At 69.9% G+C, this 16,735-nt stretch carries 15 protein-coding genes and 1 tRNA gene; 5 read left to right on the top strand and 11 right to left on the bottom strand.

Annotated elements, in window-relative coordinates; translation table 11 throughout:
- Window positions 1–698: 698 nt before the first annotated feature.
- The 3 genes from ACWCSV_RS26595 to ACWCSV_RS26585 form a co-directional block, all read right to left on the bottom strand.
- Window positions 699–1,013, bottom strand: a complete 315-nt coding sequence (locus ACWCSV_RS26595) for a DUF6980 family protein (RefSeq protein WP_451146311.1) — start codon at window positions 1,011–1,013, stop codon at window positions 699–701.
- The gene (locus ACWCSV_RS26590; RefSeq protein WP_451146309.1) at window positions 1,010–2,101 is read right to left on the bottom strand and encodes an HNH endonuclease; all 1,092 of its coding nucleotides are present in this window, start codon (window positions 2,099–2,101) and stop codon (window positions 1,010–1,012) included. The genes ACWCSV_RS26595 and ACWCSV_RS26590 overlap by 4 nt, the downstream gene beginning before the upstream one ends.
- 425 nt (window positions 2,102–2,526) lie before the next feature.
- A tRNA-Val gene (locus ACWCSV_RS26585) sits at window positions 2,527–2,601 on the bottom strand.
- A gap of 407 nt (window positions 2,602–3,008) precedes the next feature.
- On the opposite strand from ACWCSV_RS26585, the gene ACWCSV_RS26580 reads away from it, so the two are divergent.
- The 4 genes from ACWCSV_RS26580 to ACWCSV_RS26565 all read left to right on the top strand — a co-directional run bounded on the left by ACWCSV_RS26580 (window position 3,009) and on the right by ACWCSV_RS26565 (window position 6,414).
- Window positions 3,009–3,728 (top strand): DUF4097 family beta strand repeat-containing protein, encoded by a 720-nt coding sequence (locus tag ACWCSV_RS26580; RefSeq protein ID WP_451146454.1) that lies wholly within the window; start codon window positions 3,009–3,011, stop codon window positions 3,726–3,728.
- Between the two features lie 187 nt (window positions 3,729–3,915).
- On the top strand, window positions 3,916–5,223 hold the full coding sequence (locus tag ACWCSV_RS26575) for a hypothetical protein (protein ID WP_451146452.1): 1,308 nt from the start codon (window positions 3,916–3,918) through the stop codon (window positions 5,221–5,223).
- A 191-nt stretch (window positions 5,224–5,414) separates the two neighbouring features.
- Window positions 5,415–6,134, top strand: a complete 720-nt coding sequence (locus ACWCSV_RS26570; RefSeq protein WP_451146307.1) for a DUF4383 domain-containing protein — start codon at window positions 5,415–5,417, stop codon at window positions 6,132–6,134.
- Window positions 6,135–6,192: 58 nt separating this feature from the next.
- A complete protein-coding gene (locus ACWCSV_RS26565) occupies window positions 6,193–6,414 on the top strand; it encodes an FmdB family zinc ribbon protein (protein ID WP_451146305.1) in 222 nt (73 codons plus the stop codon).
- Between the two features lie 62 nt (window positions 6,415–6,476).
- Here ACWCSV_RS26565 and ACWCSV_RS26560 read toward each other — a convergent pair whose 3' ends face one another.
- The 4 genes from ACWCSV_RS26560 to ACWCSV_RS26545 all read right to left on the bottom strand — a co-directional run bounded on the left by ACWCSV_RS26560 (window position 6,477) and on the right by ACWCSV_RS26545 (window position 11,811).
- Window positions 6,477–7,136 carry an O-methyltransferase gene (locus ACWCSV_RS26560; RefSeq protein ID WP_451146303.1) on the bottom strand — a complete coding sequence of 220 codons (660 nt, stop codon included), beginning with the start codon at window positions 7,134–7,136 and terminating at the stop codon, window positions 6,477–6,479.
- Between the two features lie 94 nt (window positions 7,137–7,230).
- A complete protein-coding gene (locus tag ACWCSV_RS26555; RefSeq protein WP_451146301.1) occupies window positions 7,231–8,058 on the bottom strand; it encodes an HAD family hydrolase in 828 nt (275 codons plus the stop codon).
- A complete protein-coding gene (locus tag ACWCSV_RS26550; protein ID WP_451146299.1) occupies window positions 8,055–10,637 on the bottom strand; it encodes a phosphoribosyltransferase in 2,583 nt (860 codons plus the stop codon). The genes ACWCSV_RS26555 and ACWCSV_RS26550 overlap by 4 nt, the downstream gene beginning before the upstream one ends.
- A 10-nt stretch (window positions 10,638–10,647) precedes the next feature.
- On the bottom strand, window positions 10,648–11,811 hold the full coding sequence (locus tag ACWCSV_RS26545; RefSeq protein ID WP_451146297.1) for an HpcH/HpaI aldolase/citrate lyase family protein: 1,164 nt from the start codon (window positions 11,809–11,811) through the stop codon (window positions 10,648–10,650).
- A gap of 210 nt (window positions 11,812–12,021) precedes the next feature.
- On the opposite strand from ACWCSV_RS26545, the gene ACWCSV_RS26540 reads away from it, so the two are divergent.
- On the top strand, window positions 12,022–13,023 hold the full coding sequence (locus tag ACWCSV_RS26540) for a TerD family protein (RefSeq protein ID WP_451146295.1): 1,002 nt from the start codon (window positions 12,022–12,024) through the stop codon (window positions 13,021–13,023).
- Between the two features lie 4 nt (window positions 13,024–13,027).
- Here the strand turns inward: ACWCSV_RS26540 and ACWCSV_RS26535 are convergent, their stop codons facing one another.
- The 4 genes from ACWCSV_RS26535 to ACWCSV_RS26520 form a co-directional block, all read right to left on the bottom strand.
- On the bottom strand, window positions 13,028–13,762 hold the full coding sequence (locus ACWCSV_RS26535; RefSeq protein WP_451146293.1) for a TerD family protein: 735 nt from the start codon (window positions 13,760–13,762) through the stop codon (window positions 13,028–13,030).
- Window positions 13,763–13,966: 204 nt separating this feature from the next.
- A complete protein-coding gene (locus ACWCSV_RS26530; RefSeq protein ID WP_451146291.1) occupies window positions 13,967–15,112 on the bottom strand; it encodes a DUF475 domain-containing protein in 1,146 nt (381 codons plus the stop codon).
- A gap of 68 nt (window positions 15,113–15,180) precedes the next feature.
- Window positions 15,181–15,756, bottom strand: a complete 576-nt coding sequence (locus ACWCSV_RS26525) for a TerD family protein (protein WP_390965188.1) — start codon at window positions 15,754–15,756, stop codon at window positions 15,181–15,183.
- A 205-nt stretch (window positions 15,757–15,961) separates the two neighbouring features.
- Window positions 15,962–16,537 carry a TerD family protein gene (locus ACWCSV_RS26520; RefSeq protein ID WP_266703842.1) on the bottom strand — a complete coding sequence of 192 codons (576 nt, stop codon included), beginning with the start codon at window positions 16,535–16,537 and terminating at the stop codon, window positions 15,962–15,964.
- Between the last annotated feature and the right edge of the window lie 198 nt (window positions 16,538–16,735).

Raw genomic sequence — 16,735 nt, 5'->3', positions numbered from 1 at the left:
AGGCTCCCCCGCGCTTCCAACGGTGCCCGAGGCAACTGCCCCGGCGGCAGGCGCACATGCCACCGGCAGAGGCGCGCCCGCTCACTCCCGGAGCGCTGGGGGCGCACTGGAGTACGCGGATGAGATGCGGCGCACGCGCCCCCTGCCGGCTTGGTTCGGGTACGGCGGTGGCCGCGCCGCTCACCGATCGGCGTCGAGGTCGTGCGCCCCGCCGTGCGCTGCTGTCATCTTGCGTGCCTCACCCGCACCACGCACGGTTCACGTATTACTTCCCGGCGCTCCGGCGCTCAACAGAGGGGAGATTCCTGGTGGGTACGGCGAGTACGTGGGCGCGTGAGACGTTCGGGGACGCGGCCGAAGAGCTCAGGGAGGCGATCCCCGCCTGCCACGGGCCACCGAATCCGCGCCGAACTGATTCGTCGCCATGGCCCCGAACCCATGTAACAGGTGCTCCACCTCGGCATGGACGAGCTCGGGGAATCCGAAGTCCGTCCCGAACTCGATCTCCTGCCGGAGCACGTCCACCTCGTCCTGGTGGCCTACGCCTGCTCCATGGACCAGGGCTTGATGCGCGTCGAATGAGGTTCCCCGGAACTGCGCCAGGAAGACCGCTACCTCCTCTGGCACCACCACGAACCTCTGCCGCTGGATGCCCGTTGACCATCGCGTCACGGGCTCGCACGGAGGCGGTCGGCCCGTCAGTCCTGTGACGGCAGCGCGAGCCAGCGTTCGTCCTGGAACTCGGCAGGGAGTTCGTCCTCCCACGGATCGATCCCGCGGCGTTCCATTTCGTCGAACCATCGGTCCCGTTGTGACTCGGGAAGGCGTCGCCCGCACCCGGGGCAGAAGCTGATGGTGAGGCCCGATGTGCCGCCGTCATGAATGATCAGCCCGTAATCCTGGAATTTGGCACGGAATTCGATCAGCGCGTCCGGACAGTCGTATGGGTCCTCGTGCTGGTCGCAGCGTACGTTCACGCAGCTGTCCATCTCTTCGCAGCAGTGGTGGGTCATGCCCTCGGCATCTCGTTGGTCGGCGCGACCTCAAGGTCCGGCACGCGCTCATCGGCCGGCCCACGCAGTCGCGTCAGGGCCTCCGCTGCGCGCATGTCAGCCGCATACTTCTGCTCTATGGAAGCCCTCAGATCCCCAGGAGTCGGCCACGGCGCCCGCCGGTGGATCATACGGTGACAATTGGCACATATGAGGGCAAGATCAGCGAGTTTGGTTCGACCTTCGCCGGCCTCGTGCAGGGGGACGACGTGGTGGCACTCGATGTACCCCCTTCCGCGCTCGCCGTAGACCCGTTCGAAGTCGAATCCGCATGCCTCGCACGCCAGTCGGCAGCCCTGCCGCAATACCGCGTCGATCTTCCTCTTACGCAAACCCTTGTTCCGCTCACGACTTCGGTGGCGACTGAACAGCAACCTGCCTTCTGGGGCGCTGTAGTCGTCTTCCTCATCGACTTCGGGTGACAGATCCTGGAATACTCCTGAGCCAAGTCCTTGCCTGATGCGCCGGGCCACTTCCGCCATCTCGGCCGGCCGGTCGAGGAAGTCATTCATGACTTCGACATCCAACGCGTTACCGTTCGTGGGCTTTCCCCTGTAGTCGGGGTGCCGAGACGTGATGTCAACCGTTTTGCGCGCTACGCCATTGGGATTCCGGAACAGCTCGTTGCGTAGTTCTTCAGGGTGGATCGGCATGGTCTGGAGCAGTGCGGACAGCTCGATAACGCGTGGGTCGTGGAACTCCAGTCGCTTCCATCCATTGGCCATGGCCAGGTCACAGGCGAGGATGATCTCGTCGCGTGTCCAGTCGGGGCTCCTGGACGAACGGATCGTGAAGCCGAGTCGAGCCAGCCACCTGGCGGCGTGCGACCGTCCGCCGATCAGTTCGTCCGGCCTCAGTGCACGACCTTGATCGAACCTATGGGCTACGCCAGCTATGGCTTTCGAGTCGTAGGTTCGTTCTTCGTGGATGAGGAGATATCCGGTTGCCGGCCTGTACCCGTACTTGGACAGAAACTCGTCCTGCCCCAGCTCGTCATACTCTGCAAGGGCCTTGAGGACACCGTCTCGGCTGATCGCACCTTTGCGCATGGCGGAAGCGTACGTCCGCCCACTGACAGGCGGTCAGGCGCCAACCGCCCCAACCCACTCGCCCTGCTCCGGCCCTGTCAGTCCTCACCCCCAGCCGTCGTGGAGCGGTCGAGATCCAGTGGGTCAAGGTGGGGCACGGCACTGTGCGCACAACCCAGGCCATGAGGTCGGGACCAGGACGCTCACCAAGTTCCGCCCGGTACCCGTGAATGACGCTCCACCCAACCGGCGGCCGAGCACAGCGCCCACTGGAGCAACGAGTGCTTGACCAGGAAAGGCAGCCGGACACGCAGCGCGAGGCCCTGAATCATTGGGGCCGCAGGCTGAAGCGGCAACGTCCCGACCCTGGGCAGCCACACCCGTCCGCGTCGCGATCAGTACGAAGAAGGCCCCCAACCATGATCGGTTGGGGGCCTTCTTCGTACTGGTGGGCGCGGACGGTTTCGAACCGCCGACATCTGCTTTGTAAGAGCAGCGCTCTACCCCTGAGCTACGCACCCGTGGACGAAGGAACAGCGTACATGGCGTCGGGCCCCCGCTCACACTCCGATTCCCCTCAGCCGCAGGTCCGGGCCCCGGAGCCGCCACCACGCCGTCCTCCGACCGTCACCGGGCCGCCCCCAAGGCCGTCCGGTGCCGTCGGATACGGGGGTTACCCCCACCCCCGAGCCGGTGGGCGGCCTCATCGTGGGTGACGGCTGCGCTGCATAACGTGAAGGTGGCCGGGGGAACTGCCCCGGTGAGTACGTCACCGCACCGCGCACTTCTGGGGGACCGATCCGTGGACCACACCACCGGCACGCCGCACGCCGGCCGAGACACCGCCCACCCACACACGGCCCGTACCGCCCGTCGGTGCGACACCAACAGCACCCGCACCGCGCTCCTCGCCTCCGCCGGGGCGCTCCTGGTCGCGGTGGCGGTCAGCGGCTGCGCGGGCTCGGACGTGGACGGGGCGCCCGTCGAGCACAAGTCGTTCGCGCTCCGGGGGAAGACGTTGACGATCGACTCCTCGAACACCTCGCTGGAGCTCGTACCGGCCGATGTGGACCAGGTGGAGGTGGAGCGGCAGACGGACGGGTGGGTGGTGTTCGGGTCCGGGCCGGATCCGGTCTGGAAGATGGAGGACGGCACCCTCACGCTGAAGGTGAAGTGCACGGGCGTGATCAACAACTGCTCCGGCCGGCACCGGGTGAGGGTGCCGCGCGGGGTGGCCGTGAAGGCGTCGGGGAGCAACGGGAAGGTGACCGCGACCGGGTTCGACACCCGGCTGGAGCTGTCCTCCGACAACGGCGGAGTGGTGGTACGGGACGCCGGGGGCGAGCTCAAGTTGTCGAGCGACAACGGTTCGATCGACGCCGAGGGGCTCTCGGGCCCGTCCGTGGTGGTCGGTTCGGACAACGGGACGATCAGGCTCGGGTTCGACACGGCGCCGGACCTGCTGGACGTGGACACGGACAACGGCGGTACCCGCATCGAGCTGCCCGGGGACGGGACCGCGTACGCGGTGGACGCCAAGGCGGACAACGGGCACGTCTCCGTGGACGTACCGCGCAGCGACGCCAGCCCGCACGTGGTGAAGGTCCGCAGCGACAACGGGGAAGTCAGCCTCCGAACCGCGAACTAACCGGCCCGGGTATTCGTCATGTCTGGTGGGAGAATGGACCGGGCAGAAGCGAATGGCACGGGAGAGGCATGTGACGGCGACAGACGCGCGGCCGCAGGTGAGAGCGCACGCCCCCGGGGGTCCTGCCGGCGCCGTCCCGCCCCCGGCGAGCCGGACTCCGCGGGTGTTCCGGGACGTCGTGGCGCTGGTGCTGCTGCCGCTCCCGCTGCTCGCCGCGGCGCTGCCCGCCGCCTTCGCCGGGGGCGGTACGCGCCGCTGGTTCGGCGGGCGGGACGGGGGCAGCCGGAGGGCGGACGCGCAGGCGGCGAAGGACGCCGCCGCTGAGGCCTTCTACGAGCTGGACAGCGCGCAGCGCGATCTCGAGATCTCGATCGAGACCATCACGGCCGTCGACAGTTCCCCGCGCGCCGTGCGGGCCGTCGAGGAGTTCGCCGCGCTGGGGCGCCGTATCGACGAGGTCAGCCACACCTACATCACCGCGGTCGACGCGCACGACCTGGACCGGGACGATCTCGAGTCGTCCGTCGCGGCCCGTGCCACGACGGAGCTGACCCAGGCCAAGGACGCGCTGGTACGGGTCAAGGGCGAGCTCGACCGGTACGCGCAGGGGCTCGGGCCCCTCCTCGGCAGCGCCGAGACGCAGCTCGCCCGGCTGGCGCCGGCCGTGGAGCGGGCGCGGCAGGCGCTGATCGGGGCCACCGGCGCGCTGGACGGCGTACGCGCCTCCGGCTTGAAGGCCGACGACCTCGCGGCCCGGCTCGCCGCCCTCGCCCCCGAGCTGACCATGCTCAATCAGGGTGCGGGACGCCACGGGGTCGCCGGGACCCTGGAACGTGCCGATCAGGTGCTCCGCGAGGCGGAGGCCATACGCACCGAGGCCGAGCGGCTGCCGGAGCGGGCCGCCGAGATCGACCGCAGGCTGGTGTCGCTGCGTACCCGCGCGCAGGCCCTGACCACCCGGGCGGGCGGGGTGGAGCCGATCCTCAGCGAGTTGCGGCGGCGTTTCTCCGAGGAGTGCTGGCAGGACCTCCAGCACGTTCCGGAGCAGGCCGCCGAGGACGTCCGCCGGGCCGAGGAGAAGCTCACCGAGGCCGCCACGGCCCGCAAGGACCAGAGCTGGGCCGACGCCACCGCCCGGCTCGGTACGGTCCGCGCGCTGCTCAACCACGCGGACGAGGCGGTGTCGGCGGCAGGGGAGCGGCTGCGGCTGCTGGACGCGGTGGCGAAGGACCCGAAGAAGGAGATCGAGCGGACCCGGTTCGCCGTCCGCGACGCCCAGCGGCTCGCGATGGCCGGCCGCAGCACGCCCGACCCGCGTCACGCGGGGCCGCTGGACAACGCGGTGGCGCGGCTGGACCGTGCGATCGCCGCCCTGGACGTCCGCCATCCCGACTACTGGTACTTCCTGACCGAGGCGGAGGGCGTCCGGCAGACGGCGGCCCAGGTCGTCTCGGCCATCCGCGAGGGGCTCGGGACGGGCTCGACCGCCACCTGAGGGGCCGAGGGCGCGAGTCACCGGCGGCGCGCGAAGAGTCGGGGAGTCGGCCACCGGTTGTCCTGCCCCGCTCCCGGGCAGATGCTGGAGGTGATCCGTGCGCCGGTGCGAACCTCCGCCAGGGAGAGGGACCGGTACGAACCTCCGTGGAGGCCCGTGCACCGGTGCGCACCTCCCGAGGAGGCGCCGCCATGAAGCTCCGCAAGGACAAGGCACGACCCGTGCAGGCCCCCGTGCGGGCGGAAACCGCGCGGACCCGGACCGTGGAAGCCCCGACCGTGGAAGCCCGTTCCGCGGAAGCCAGGACCGCGCAGGCGCGGACCGAGGCGGTCGGGCGCGACCGGGCCGAAGCCGTGAAGGCCAAGCCTCTGCACGCCCGTCTCAACGAGGAGTTGCCCGTCGACCACCGGCTCAGTCAGGTCTACCGGGTCGGCGCCGGGCTGATGGGGCTGGTGCTCCTGGTCTTCGGCATCCTCGGTCTGATCAACAAGATCGGTTTCTTCGACACGGGCGGTGACACCGTCGCCGGCCTCAACACCAACGGTGCGCTCAGCATCCTCTCCATCTGTGTGGGGGTGCTGCTCTTCGGCGGCATGGTGGTGGGCGGCAACAAGGCGTCCACCCTGAACATGACGGTCGGCGTCCTCTTCATCGCCAGCGGTTTCGTGAACCTGGCCCTGCTCGACACCGGGCTCAACTTCCTCGCGTTCGAGATGCAGAACGTGCTGTTCAGCTTCATCGTCGGGCTGATGCTGATGTTCTTCGGGATGTACGGGAGGGTCAGCGGCGGACTTCCGCACGACAACCCGTACTGGCGGGCCCGCCATCCCGAGGAGGCTGCCCGCGAGGACCGCACCCGGTCAAGCCGTCCCCCGATGATGCCGGGCACCCGGCCCCAGCCGCACGGGTGACGGCGTGGACCGGCGCCTTGTCCGGCCGGTGCCGGACGAGGCGCCCTACTCTTGGTCCATGCCTCGTTACGAGTACCGCTGCCGCACCTGCGGAGACACCTTCGAGCTCAGCCGCCCGATGGCCGAGTCCTCCGATCCCGCCACGTGCCCCGTCGGCCACGACGACACCGTCAAGCTCCTCTCCGCCGTCGCCGTGGGCGGCTCCTCCTCGGGCTCCGCGCCCGCCCCCGCGGGCGGCGGCGGCGGGGGCGGCTGCTGCGGCGGGGGCTGCTGCGGCTGAGGCCGAACGGGCCTGCGGGACCGGGGCGGCCAGAAAGGCCACTCCGGTCCCGCAGGGCCCATTCACCGCTTGCGCGACAGCGTCAGCCCGTCCGCGACGGTGAGCAGCACGCTGTCCATCCGCTCGTCGGCGAGCACGTGGTCGTTGAACTCCCTGATGGCGGCCGCTCCCCCGGTGGCGTGCGGGTCCACGACCCCGCCGTGGAAGAGGGTGTTGTCGGTGGCGATCATGCCGCCGGGGCGCAACCGGGGCACCAGCTCCTCCCAGTACCCGATGTAGCCGCCCTTGTCCGCGTCGAGGTAGGCGAAGTCGATGTGCGGCTCCTCCGGCAGAGCGCGCAGGGTGTCGAGCGCGGGGGCGATGCGCAGGTCGATGCGGTCCGCGACCCCCGCCTTCTCCCAGGCGGCCCTGCCGTACGCCGTCCACTCCTCCGAGACGTCGCAGGCGATCAGCCGCCCGTCCGGCGCCAGCGCCTGGGCCATCGACAGCGCCCCGAAGCCGGTGAAGGTGCCGACCTCCACCACGAGCCGGGCTTCGGTCAGCCGGACCAGGAAGGCGAGCAGCGGGCCCTGTTCCCGGGCCGACTGCATGCCCGCCCGGTCCGGGAGTTCGGCGTACGTGGTCGCGACGAGCTCCCGTTGGACGGGGTCGAGCGGCGGGTTGTGCGCGAGTACGTACGCGTACAGCTCGTCCGTCATACGGGTTTCGTTGCCCTTGGTCATCGTGCGCAACTCCTGGGGCTGGTCGGTGGTGCGGCATTGTGCCGTTCGGGCCCAGCCTGCCCAATGGCCTCCTGGTTGCCCAAGACCCTTCTCGTCAGCCGCGCGCCGCCGCCAGGAACCTGCGCAGGATCTCCTCCCCGGCGAGGACGCCCTGCTCCTGGAGGGCGACGACACCGCCGGTGTGCCAGCCGGTGTCGGCGAGTTCACCGTGGCCGGGGCGCCAGGCGAGGTCGGTGCTGAGCAGCAGGTCGGCGTCGAGGAGGGAGTCGCCCGCGGAGAGGGTGAGTCCGGCCCCGGCGCGGCGGGCGACCTCACGGACGGCCGCGCTCTTGGTGAGCGGCCGGGGTACCGCGTAGATCTTGCGGCCCTGGAGGGAGACGGTCCAGCCGCGCGGGCCGGCCCAGTCGACGAGCTCCTTCACCCAGCCGTCGGGGAGCTGGGAGCGTTCGACGACGAGGTAGGCGAAGAGGTCCTCGGCGACCCGGTCCTTCAGCAGCCACGCGGGGTCGGAGACGGCGGCGAGGTGGGCGCGGACCTCGGCGAGCGGGGCGCATTCGGCGGCGATGCGGTCCAGGACCCCCGCGTGCCAGTCGGGGTCGGACTCCCCGTCCACGAGGATGTGCCCGCCGTTGGCGACGACGGCGTAGGCCGGCGCCGGGCCGGGGAGGCTGATGCGGTGGTACTGCTCGCGGGTGCGGGTCGTGGTCGGTACGAAGACCGTGGTGCGGCCCAGCTCGTCCAGCAGTCCGGCGGCCGTCTCGGTGACGTAGGAGAGCGGCTTGTTGCCGTACACCTCGACGCAGAGCAGCCGGGGTGCGTCGGCGTCCGGCATGGCGAGCTGGAGGGCGCCGGTCGAGTAGATGAGGGTGCGGTCTAGGTCGCTGGCGACCAGCGCCACGGGGTTGGTCCCCGGTGTGGTCACTGTTCCGTCACCGCCTTGCCGTCGGCACCGGTCGCGCCCCGGGTGTACTTCGGGTGGATCAGTCCGACACAGCTGTACGGAAGTCCGTCGACCTCCTCGACGGGCACCCCGCGCTGCTCCGCGAGGAGCCGTACGTGGTCGAGGTCGGCGCCGGCGCCGCGGTCGGCGAGGATCTTCCAGGGGACGCGGCGGAGCAGTACGCGGGTGGTCTCGCCGACACCGGGCTTGACGAGGTTGACGTCGTGGATGCCGTACTCCTCGCTGATGCGCTCGACGGCGGCCCAGCCCTCCCAGGTGGGGGCGCGGTCGGCGGCGAGCAGCGCCTTCGCCTCCTCGTCCACCTCGTCGGCGACCTCGTCGAAGTGGGCGGCGACGGTCTCCAGGAAGTCGAGGGAGACGTCCGAACCGGCCAGCTCGCGGTAGAACTTTGCGCCGTGGAAGTCGTCCGGGCCGACCAGGTCGGCGCGGAGCACGGTGCGGGAGATCAGGCCGGACACCGTGGAGTTGAGGCAGGCGGAGGGGATGAGGAAGTCCTCGCGGGTGCCGTAGGTGCGGACGCAGCCGCCGGGGTCGGCGAGAACCGCGATCTCGGGGTTGAACCCCTCGAACTCCTCCAGGGCGACGGCCAGTTCGCGGGTGATGGCGCCCTTGCCGGTCCAGCCGTCGACGAACACGACGTCGGCGGGGTCGTGGTGGGCGGCCAGCCAGCGCAGGGCGTTGGCGTCGATGCCCCGGCCGCGCACGATGGAGACGGCGTAGTGCGGCAGGTCGAGTCCGTGGCGGTGCTGGGCCCAGCGGCGCATCAGGACGCCGACGGGGGTTCCGGCGCGGGCGAGCGAGACCAGCACGGGCCGGGGTCCGCGCTCCTCGAGGACCGTCTCGGTGACGGTGCCGACGGCGCGGGCGATGCGGGCGGCCGAGGTCTCCAGGGCTGCCTGGAAGAGTGCCTGGTAGGCGGGGCTGGGCTGGTACTCCACGGGGAGCGATTCGGCGTAGTGCGCGCCACCGCTCTGTATCGCCTCCTCGCGTTCCTCCGTGGGGGCCTCCAGCTCGGTGTCCGAGAGGTCCTGGAGCAGCCAGCCGACGTCCTCGGCGGCGTACGAGGAGAATGCGGGGCCTCTGAGGGGCTCGGGCAGCATCGTGAATTCCTGCCGTTCGGGGGTGTACGAGGGAATGACCGCGAGGAGCACCCGGCCGGTGTGACGGGCGAGGCGGGCCAGCAGTCCTTCGGGGGCATGGAGTTCGGGTGTGTCGGCGTGCGAGTCGACCACCACGACGACGGCGTCGAAGCCGGCTCCGGCGACGTTGTACGCGTACCGGTCGCCGGGGCCGTCCGCCGGGGTGTCGTGGGCCGGGAAGACCAGCCGGCTGCGTATCGCGTAGCCGGGGTCGTCGACGGCGAGGACGGGTGAGCGGGTGGTGGTGGAGTAGCGGACCTCGGTGTCCGTCACGTCGTGGAGCTGTTCCAGGGCGGTGCCGAGGCGCAGCGGGGCGTACATGAGTTCCTCGAAGCCGAGGACGAGAACACGGCGGGGGCCGGCACCGCTTTCGGGGGCGCGGGAGCCGGAGGCGGTACCGCCGTACGGGTCGTGGAGGGCCGCCGCGATCCGGGCGGCCATGCCGGGGAGGGCGCTTTCCAGGGTGGCGCGGTGGGCGGGGGTGAAGCCGTGCCGACCGCCGTCGGGCAGCCCCTCGGGCCAGCCGAGGTCGACCCGGACGGCCCGAGCGGCGGTCCCGGCGGCCTCATCGGGCCCTGCGGCCTTCGCGGCGGCTGCGGTCTTCGCCACCTCGGCCGCACCAGCCGCCTCAGCCACACCAGCCGCACTGGCGGCCTCGGTGGTCTCGGCGGCCTCCTGCTCGGCCACGAGGGCCTGTCCCCGTTCCAGTACCCCTTCGGGTAGCACTACCGTGCCGGTGCCGCGTGCGACCAGGTCGACGCGGGCGCCGATCTCGGCGGCGAACTCCGTGAGCCGGCCCCGGTCCTCGGCGGACCGCATGTCGGCCAGGGCCACGATGACGTACCGCTCGCGCGGGTAGAGGTCGTGCAGCGCGCGGATGGTGTTGAGGACGGTGTTTCCGGTGGAGAACTCGTCGTCGACGAGGACCAGCGTCCCCGGGCGCGCGAGCAGGGCCGGGTCCTCGGGGAGCAGCAGGTGGGAGGTGGCGTGCGAGTGGGATTCCTCGAAGCCGCCGGCGCGGACCACGCCGGGGACCGGGCGGCGGGTTGAGTGGAGGTAGGGCGCCGAGCCGATGCCGTCGGCGACCGAGTGGCCGAGTCCGGTGGCGGTCTCGGCGTATCCGAGGACGATCGCCCGGTCGGCCTCGGGCCCGAGCAGGTCGCGAACCCGGCGGCCGAGGTCGGCCCCGGCGCCGTGGACGACGGAGGGGAGCTGGGGCACGTGCTTGCCGAGGACGTGGGAGACCAGCAGATGGGCCCGCCGGGGGTTGCGCCGCAGGGCGAGCCCCAGCATGTCCCTGATCTCCTGGTCACCGGCGAGAGCGACTCCCAGCCGCTCTGCCACCCAGCTGCCCGACCACACCACGTCCACCGTCTCTTTCTCCGTCGCCCGCCCGCTCATCGGTACGCGCTCATTCCGCTCCGGCCGCGGCCAGCAGGTCCACGAAGCCGATGTCCTCGCGCGCGACGCCGAAGACCTCGGCACGCAGGAGGGTCCGTTCGGCCCACGCCCGGTGCGGTTTCACTTCATTCATCTTGTTCGTATACGCGGAGCGCAGCACTCCGCCACCACCGCGCTCGGGGCGCAGGATGTCCTGGGCATCGCTGAATTCCTCGTGGCTGACGACGGACAGCGCGTGCACGGGGTCCACGTGCGAGGGGTGGATGCAGGTCTTCCCGAGGAGACCGTTGGCCCGGTCGAGTTCGATCTCCCGGAGCAGCCCGTCCAGGTCGTGCTCGATGAGCGCGGTGCGCAGTTTCTCCGCCCGGCCCTCCTGGAAGGGGCTGCGGCGCAGCTGCGGCTTGAACATGCGTTCCTGGTTGCGGAAGTACTCCCAGACGGGGCCGGTGATCGTGAATCCGGTGCCGTCGGCGCGTCCGAGGACGTTGACGACGTCGGCGATGACGGCACTGACGATCTGCACGTCGTACGCGGTCATGTCGGAGGATCTCCGCAGCCCGTAGGCGGAGCAGAAGTCGGTGACGCCGAGCCGCAGCGCGAGAATGTGCTCGCGGTGGGTCGCGACGACACGCGCGATTCCCTGAAGTGTTTCGGTGCGGGTTTCCAGGTGGAGGAGTTCCGGCGACTCGAGCACCGGCATGGCGAACAGTCGGTGTCCGCAGGCGGATTCCGCCCGGTTCAGGGCCGCCAGGAAAAGCTCCCCGCGCTGTTCGGTGAATTTCGGCAGGACGAAGCCGGAGAGCAGCCGGACCGTGGGACCGAGGCGATCGACCAGGTCGGTGATCTGCTCGGGCTCACGCACCCGGATGAAGAGGAGAGGAATCGCCGCTTCGCGTGCGGCCAGGTCCGCGAACTGCTTGACCAGGTTCTTCTCGGCGCCTTCCACCTCGGCGTCGGCGATCGAGTCCTCCAGGCAGAGGACCATGGAGACGACGCCGCGCCCGGCCTGCTTGACGACGTCGTCCGCGAGCCGGGGACGGGTGGCCGGAGCGTAGAGCGTGGCGCCCAGCGCGGCCGAGAGCACGCGGGCAGGAGCGTTCGCGTCGAATTCGCATGGTTCCTGGAAGAACAGTCCCTGCCGGGCAGCAGGCGAGATGTGCCCGAAATGACGCATGATTTTCCCCCGTACCGCCTGATCGATCGAACAACGCATGGCCGGTAATAGTACGTATGGACAGGTGTCCGCAGTTCCCCGCATATGTGAACTTCGGGTAACTCGCCCGTGTCCGAGGACCTCGGCACGGTAAGGTGCTGCAGCTCAGCTCTACCCCCGGATACCGGTTCAAGGCCCCCGCGTTGTCCGGGGAAGCCGACAACAGGCAGGATGACGGGCATGACGCAAGGGATGCTGAAGGGTTCGAACGTCCCCCTCGATGCCACGGCCGTAAGGGCCGTGCTGCGCTGGACTCCTGGGTCGGGCGTCCCGGACGTGGACGCCTCCGCCCTGCTGCTCGGTTCCTCGGGCCGGGTGCGCTTCGACGAGGACTTCGTCTTCTACAACCAGCCCCGGCATCCCTCCGGCCACGTGCGCCGGCTGCCGAAGCGGAGCGTCGGCGACGGGCTGACGGACACGGTCGAGGCGGACCTGGCGGCGCTGGACTCCTCGGTGGAGCAGGTGGTGATCGCCGCCTCCTCCGACGGTGCGAGCTTCGGGAGCGTCCACGACCTGCGGATATCGCTGTACGACGCGGCGGCCCCGGACGGCGCCCCGCTGGCCGTGTTCGAGGTCCGGCCCGAGACCGGTGAGGAGACCGCCATCATCTGCGGCGAGCTCTACCGGCGCGGCGACGGCTGGAAGTTCCGTGCGGTCGGCCAGGGCTATCCGACCGGGCTGATCGGGCTCGCGACGGCCTTCGGCATCTCGGTGGACGACGGGGAGCAGCCTGAGCGGTCGTCCGAGCCGTCCTCCGAAGGGCTGCCCGAGGCGCTGCCCGAACAGTCCGGGGCCGGCACCGGGCCGGAGAGCGCCCAGGCGCCCGCACCCGGCGGTCCCGCGCCGGAGCACGCCTTGGACCTCACCATCCCCCAGCCGCAGTCCGGGTACGGCTATCCGCAGCCTCCCGCGGCCCCGCCGGTGCCGGGGGGCGGGTACGGCTACCCGCAGCCCGCCACCACCGCACCGGCGTACGGCTATCCCCAGCCCGCCACCGCGGCTCCCGCGTACGGCTACCCGCAGCCCGCCGCCGCCCCGCCGGCCTACGGCTACCCGCAGTCCGAGACCAGCGCGCCCGCGTACGGGTATCCGCAGCCGGCCGCGGCCGCCGCGCCCGCACCGGACCCGCATTTCGTCCTGCCTCCGCAGGGCCCGCAGTTCGTCCGGTCCTGAGCGCTCAGGCACGCGACTTGTAGCCGCGGCCCCACTGCATGCCGAAGCCGTAGAGCCGGTCGAGCTCGGACTGGAACCCGTAGACGAACTTGACCTCTCGGCGCACGATCAGCTCCTCCTTGACGTTCTCCACGGTGAACACGGCGCAGGAGCGGGCCTCGGGCGCGCGCTCGTCCAGCTCGATCTCGATCCGCGGGCCGTTGCCCGGGTACAGCGTGACCATGGCGTGCGTACGGTCGAACGCCGGAGTCTGGTCGTAGATGTAGACGAAGAAGAGCAGTCGTTTGATCTTGTCGCGGTGGTCCATGTTGACGTAGACCGTCTCCCCCGAGGGGGCGCCGAAGCGGTCGTCGCCGCTGAGCCGGATGTACGGCGGGTCGTTCAGGTCCCCGATGAGGTTGCCGAGGGGCTGCACCACGCCCTTGGTGCCGTCCATGAGCTCGTACATGCACCCGAGGTCGAGGTCGACGTTGACCATGCCCTGGGTGTGGGCCTGTACGACCTCGGGCTGGAAGAGCTTCAGCGGGTTCCGGAACAGGCTGCCCTGCGAGGAGCGGCCCTCTATGTCGGAGCTCCGCATCCGCCAGGAGAGGTTGACCCGGAGGTTTCCGGTGAGCGCTCCCTGTTTGGTCAGCGAGACCGTCGTGTTCCGTCGTGAGAGCTGAATCGAGTTCGACGCCGCGTTGCCCGACTCGAACTGTGCCGTACGCGCCGGCCACAGGCCGTCGAAGAAGCCCATCCCCCCACCCCACCAATCTGTCTGCGCGCCCTCGCGGGACCGGGGTTCCGGCCCGCTCTCGCGCGTCCCGCACACCAGTGCGGGGCGGCCGGCGGACCGGCCCGGGTCGTTCCGGAGCCGTACCGCGCGGACCGCCCCGCAGAGAGCGTTCCCTCTTTGCTTACCGGGTCACACACCCGGCAACGGAGACTTCTGGCCAGAACTTCAGCGGACTCCGCCGTCGCCCGCGTCGACCAGCGTGCTGCCGCCGTCGCCCGCCGCGGCGAGCGCCTTGTTCCGCCGGACCGAGGACCAGAACGACCAGGCGATCAGCACCACGCCGACCAGGCCGGTGACGATCTCGTTGATCTCGTACTGGATGGTCACGAGGAGGATGACGGAGAGGGCGCCGATGGCGTAGTGGGCGCCGTGCTCCAGGTAGACGTAGTCGTCCAGGGTGCCCTGGCGGACCAGGTAGACCGTGAGCGAACGGACGTACATGGCGCCGATGCCGAGGCCGAGGGCCATCAGCACGATCTCGTTGGTGATGGCGAAGGCGCCGATGACACCGTCGAACGAGAAGGACGCGTCGAGGACCTCCAGGTAGAGGAACATGAAGAAGGCGGCCTTGCCGGCCAGTACGACCGGGGCGACGGTCCTGCCGGTCTTCTTGGCCTCTTCCTCGGCCTCGTGCTCGCGCTCCTCCTCCTCTTCGAGCTTGTTCTCGAAGAAGCCCGAGAGCCCGCCGACAACGAGGTACGTGATCAGACCGGCGACACCCGCGAGCAGCACCGTGGACGTCTTGTCCGCGTGCGCACCGCCGTGCTGGTGGGCGTGGGTCGCGAAGGTCAGGGCGGAGGCGAGGAGGACGATCAGCGCGACGCAGACCGACAGCATGTCGACCTTGCCGAGCTTGGCGAGCGGGCGCTCGATCCACCGGAGCCACTGGATGTCCCGGTCCTCGAAGATGAAGTCGAGGAAGATCATGAGCAGGAACATGCCGCCGAAGGCCGCGATCGACGGGTGCGCGTCGGTGACCAGCTGCTGGTACCGGTCCGGGTCGTTGAACGAGAGGTCGATGGCCTCGATGGGACCGAGTTTGGCGCTGATCGCCACGATCACGACGGGGAAGACCAGCCGCATACCGAAGACCGCGATGAGCACACCGACCGTGAGGAAGATCTTCTGCCAGAAGGCGTTCATCTTCTTCAGGATTCCGGCGTTGATCACCGCGTTGTCGAAGGACAGCGAGATCTCCAGGACCGTCAGGATCGCGACGACGCCGAGAGCCTGCCACCCCCCGTAGAACACCGCTGCGACCAGGCCGAGCGCGGTAATCGCGAACGACCAGCCGAAGGTTTTCAGAAGCACTGGCTACCCCATCGTGTAAGTAACGGGTCTCCCCCGTAGTACGGGGCTCCCCCGCGCCGAGCGCGGCTTTACGAAACGTTGACCCCGAAGTCTAGAGCGATGCCGCGCAGTCCTGACGCGTACCCCTGTCCCACAGCACGGAACTTCCATTCGCCGTTGTAGCGGTAGAGCTCGCCGAAGATCATCGCCGTCTCGGACGAGGCGTCCTCACTCAGGTCGTAGCGGGCGAGTTCCTGGCCGTCGGCCTGGTTCACGACCCGGATGAAGGCATTGCTGACCTGGCCGAAAGCCTGCCCACGATTGTCCGCTTCATGAATCGAGACGGGAAAGACAATCTTGTCGCAGTGCGCGGGCACCTGGTCGAGGTGGACGATGACGGACTCGTCGTCACCGTCACCCGCGCCGGTGAGGTTGTCCCCGGTGTGTTCGACCGAGCCGTCGGGACTGGTGAGGTTGTTGTAGAAGATGAACCAGTCGTCCCCGAGCACCCGGCCGGACTGGCAGAGCAGAGCGCTGGCGTCCAGGTCGAAGTCGGCGCCGGTGGTGGACCGCGCGTCCCAGCCGAGGCCGACGAGCACCTGGGTGAGGTTGGGTGCGGCCTTGGAGAGGGAGACATTGCCTCCCTTGGCGAGCGTGACGCCCATGATGTGTCCTCCCCGATTCGTGATGCGTGTGCGGATTCTGTCCGGTCCGTGCGGTACGAACCGTCCGGTGCGGCCCGGCGGTGCGGGCCGCACGGTGGCCGAAGCACGCCCGGCGCCGCACGAGAGGTGCGGCGCCGGGCGCTCTGCTGCTGGTCCGGCCCCTCGGGCCGGTCCGGCAAGGTGATGTCGACGTCAGACGTTGACGTCAGACGTTGACGCCGAAGTCCTGCGCGATGCCCCGCAGACCGGAGGCGTACCCCTGGCCGATGGCCCGGAACTTCCACTCGCCGGCGTTGCGGTAGAGCTCGCCGAAGACCATGGCGGTCTCGGTGGAGGCGTCCTCGCTGAGGTCGTAGCGGGCCAGCTCGGAGTTGTCGGCCTGGTTGACCACGCGGATGTACGCGTTGCGGACCTGGCCGAAGCTCTGCTGCCGGCTCTCGGCCTCGTAGATCGAGACCGGGAAGACGATCTTGTCGACATCGGCCGGAACGGCGGCGAGGTTGACCTTGATGACCTCGTCGTCGCCCTCGCCCTCACCGGTGAGGTTGTCACCGGTGTGCTCGACGGAGCCGTCGGGGCTCTTGAGGTTGTTGAAGAAGACGAAATTGCCGTCACTGCCGACCTTGCCCTCGGTGTTCGCCAGCAGCGCGCTGGCGTCGAGGTCGAAGTCGCCGCCGGTGGTCGTCCGGGCGTCCCAGCCCAGGCCGACGATGACAGCGGTCAGGTTGGGCGCGGCCTTGGTCAGCGAGACGTTGCCGCCCTTGCTGAGGCTGACTCCCACGAGTCCTCCCATAGGTATGTAGGGGCCGGCAGACACCAGCATCCCCGTCTTGCACGTACCGGATCAACGAACGGATCCTAGTGACCGGTTCCCGGCCAAAGAAGGCTTTTGGGCGGGTGGGGCGGGAGTTCTCCGCAAGCGGATGCCGGAGGGCGGTGGGGGGGGGGGGGGGGCGCGGGGCGGCCCCCCACCCCTACT

This window comes from Streptomyces sp. NPDC001770 (assembly GCF_053596135.1).
This window is presented reverse-complemented; position numbering and strand designations above follow the sequence as displayed.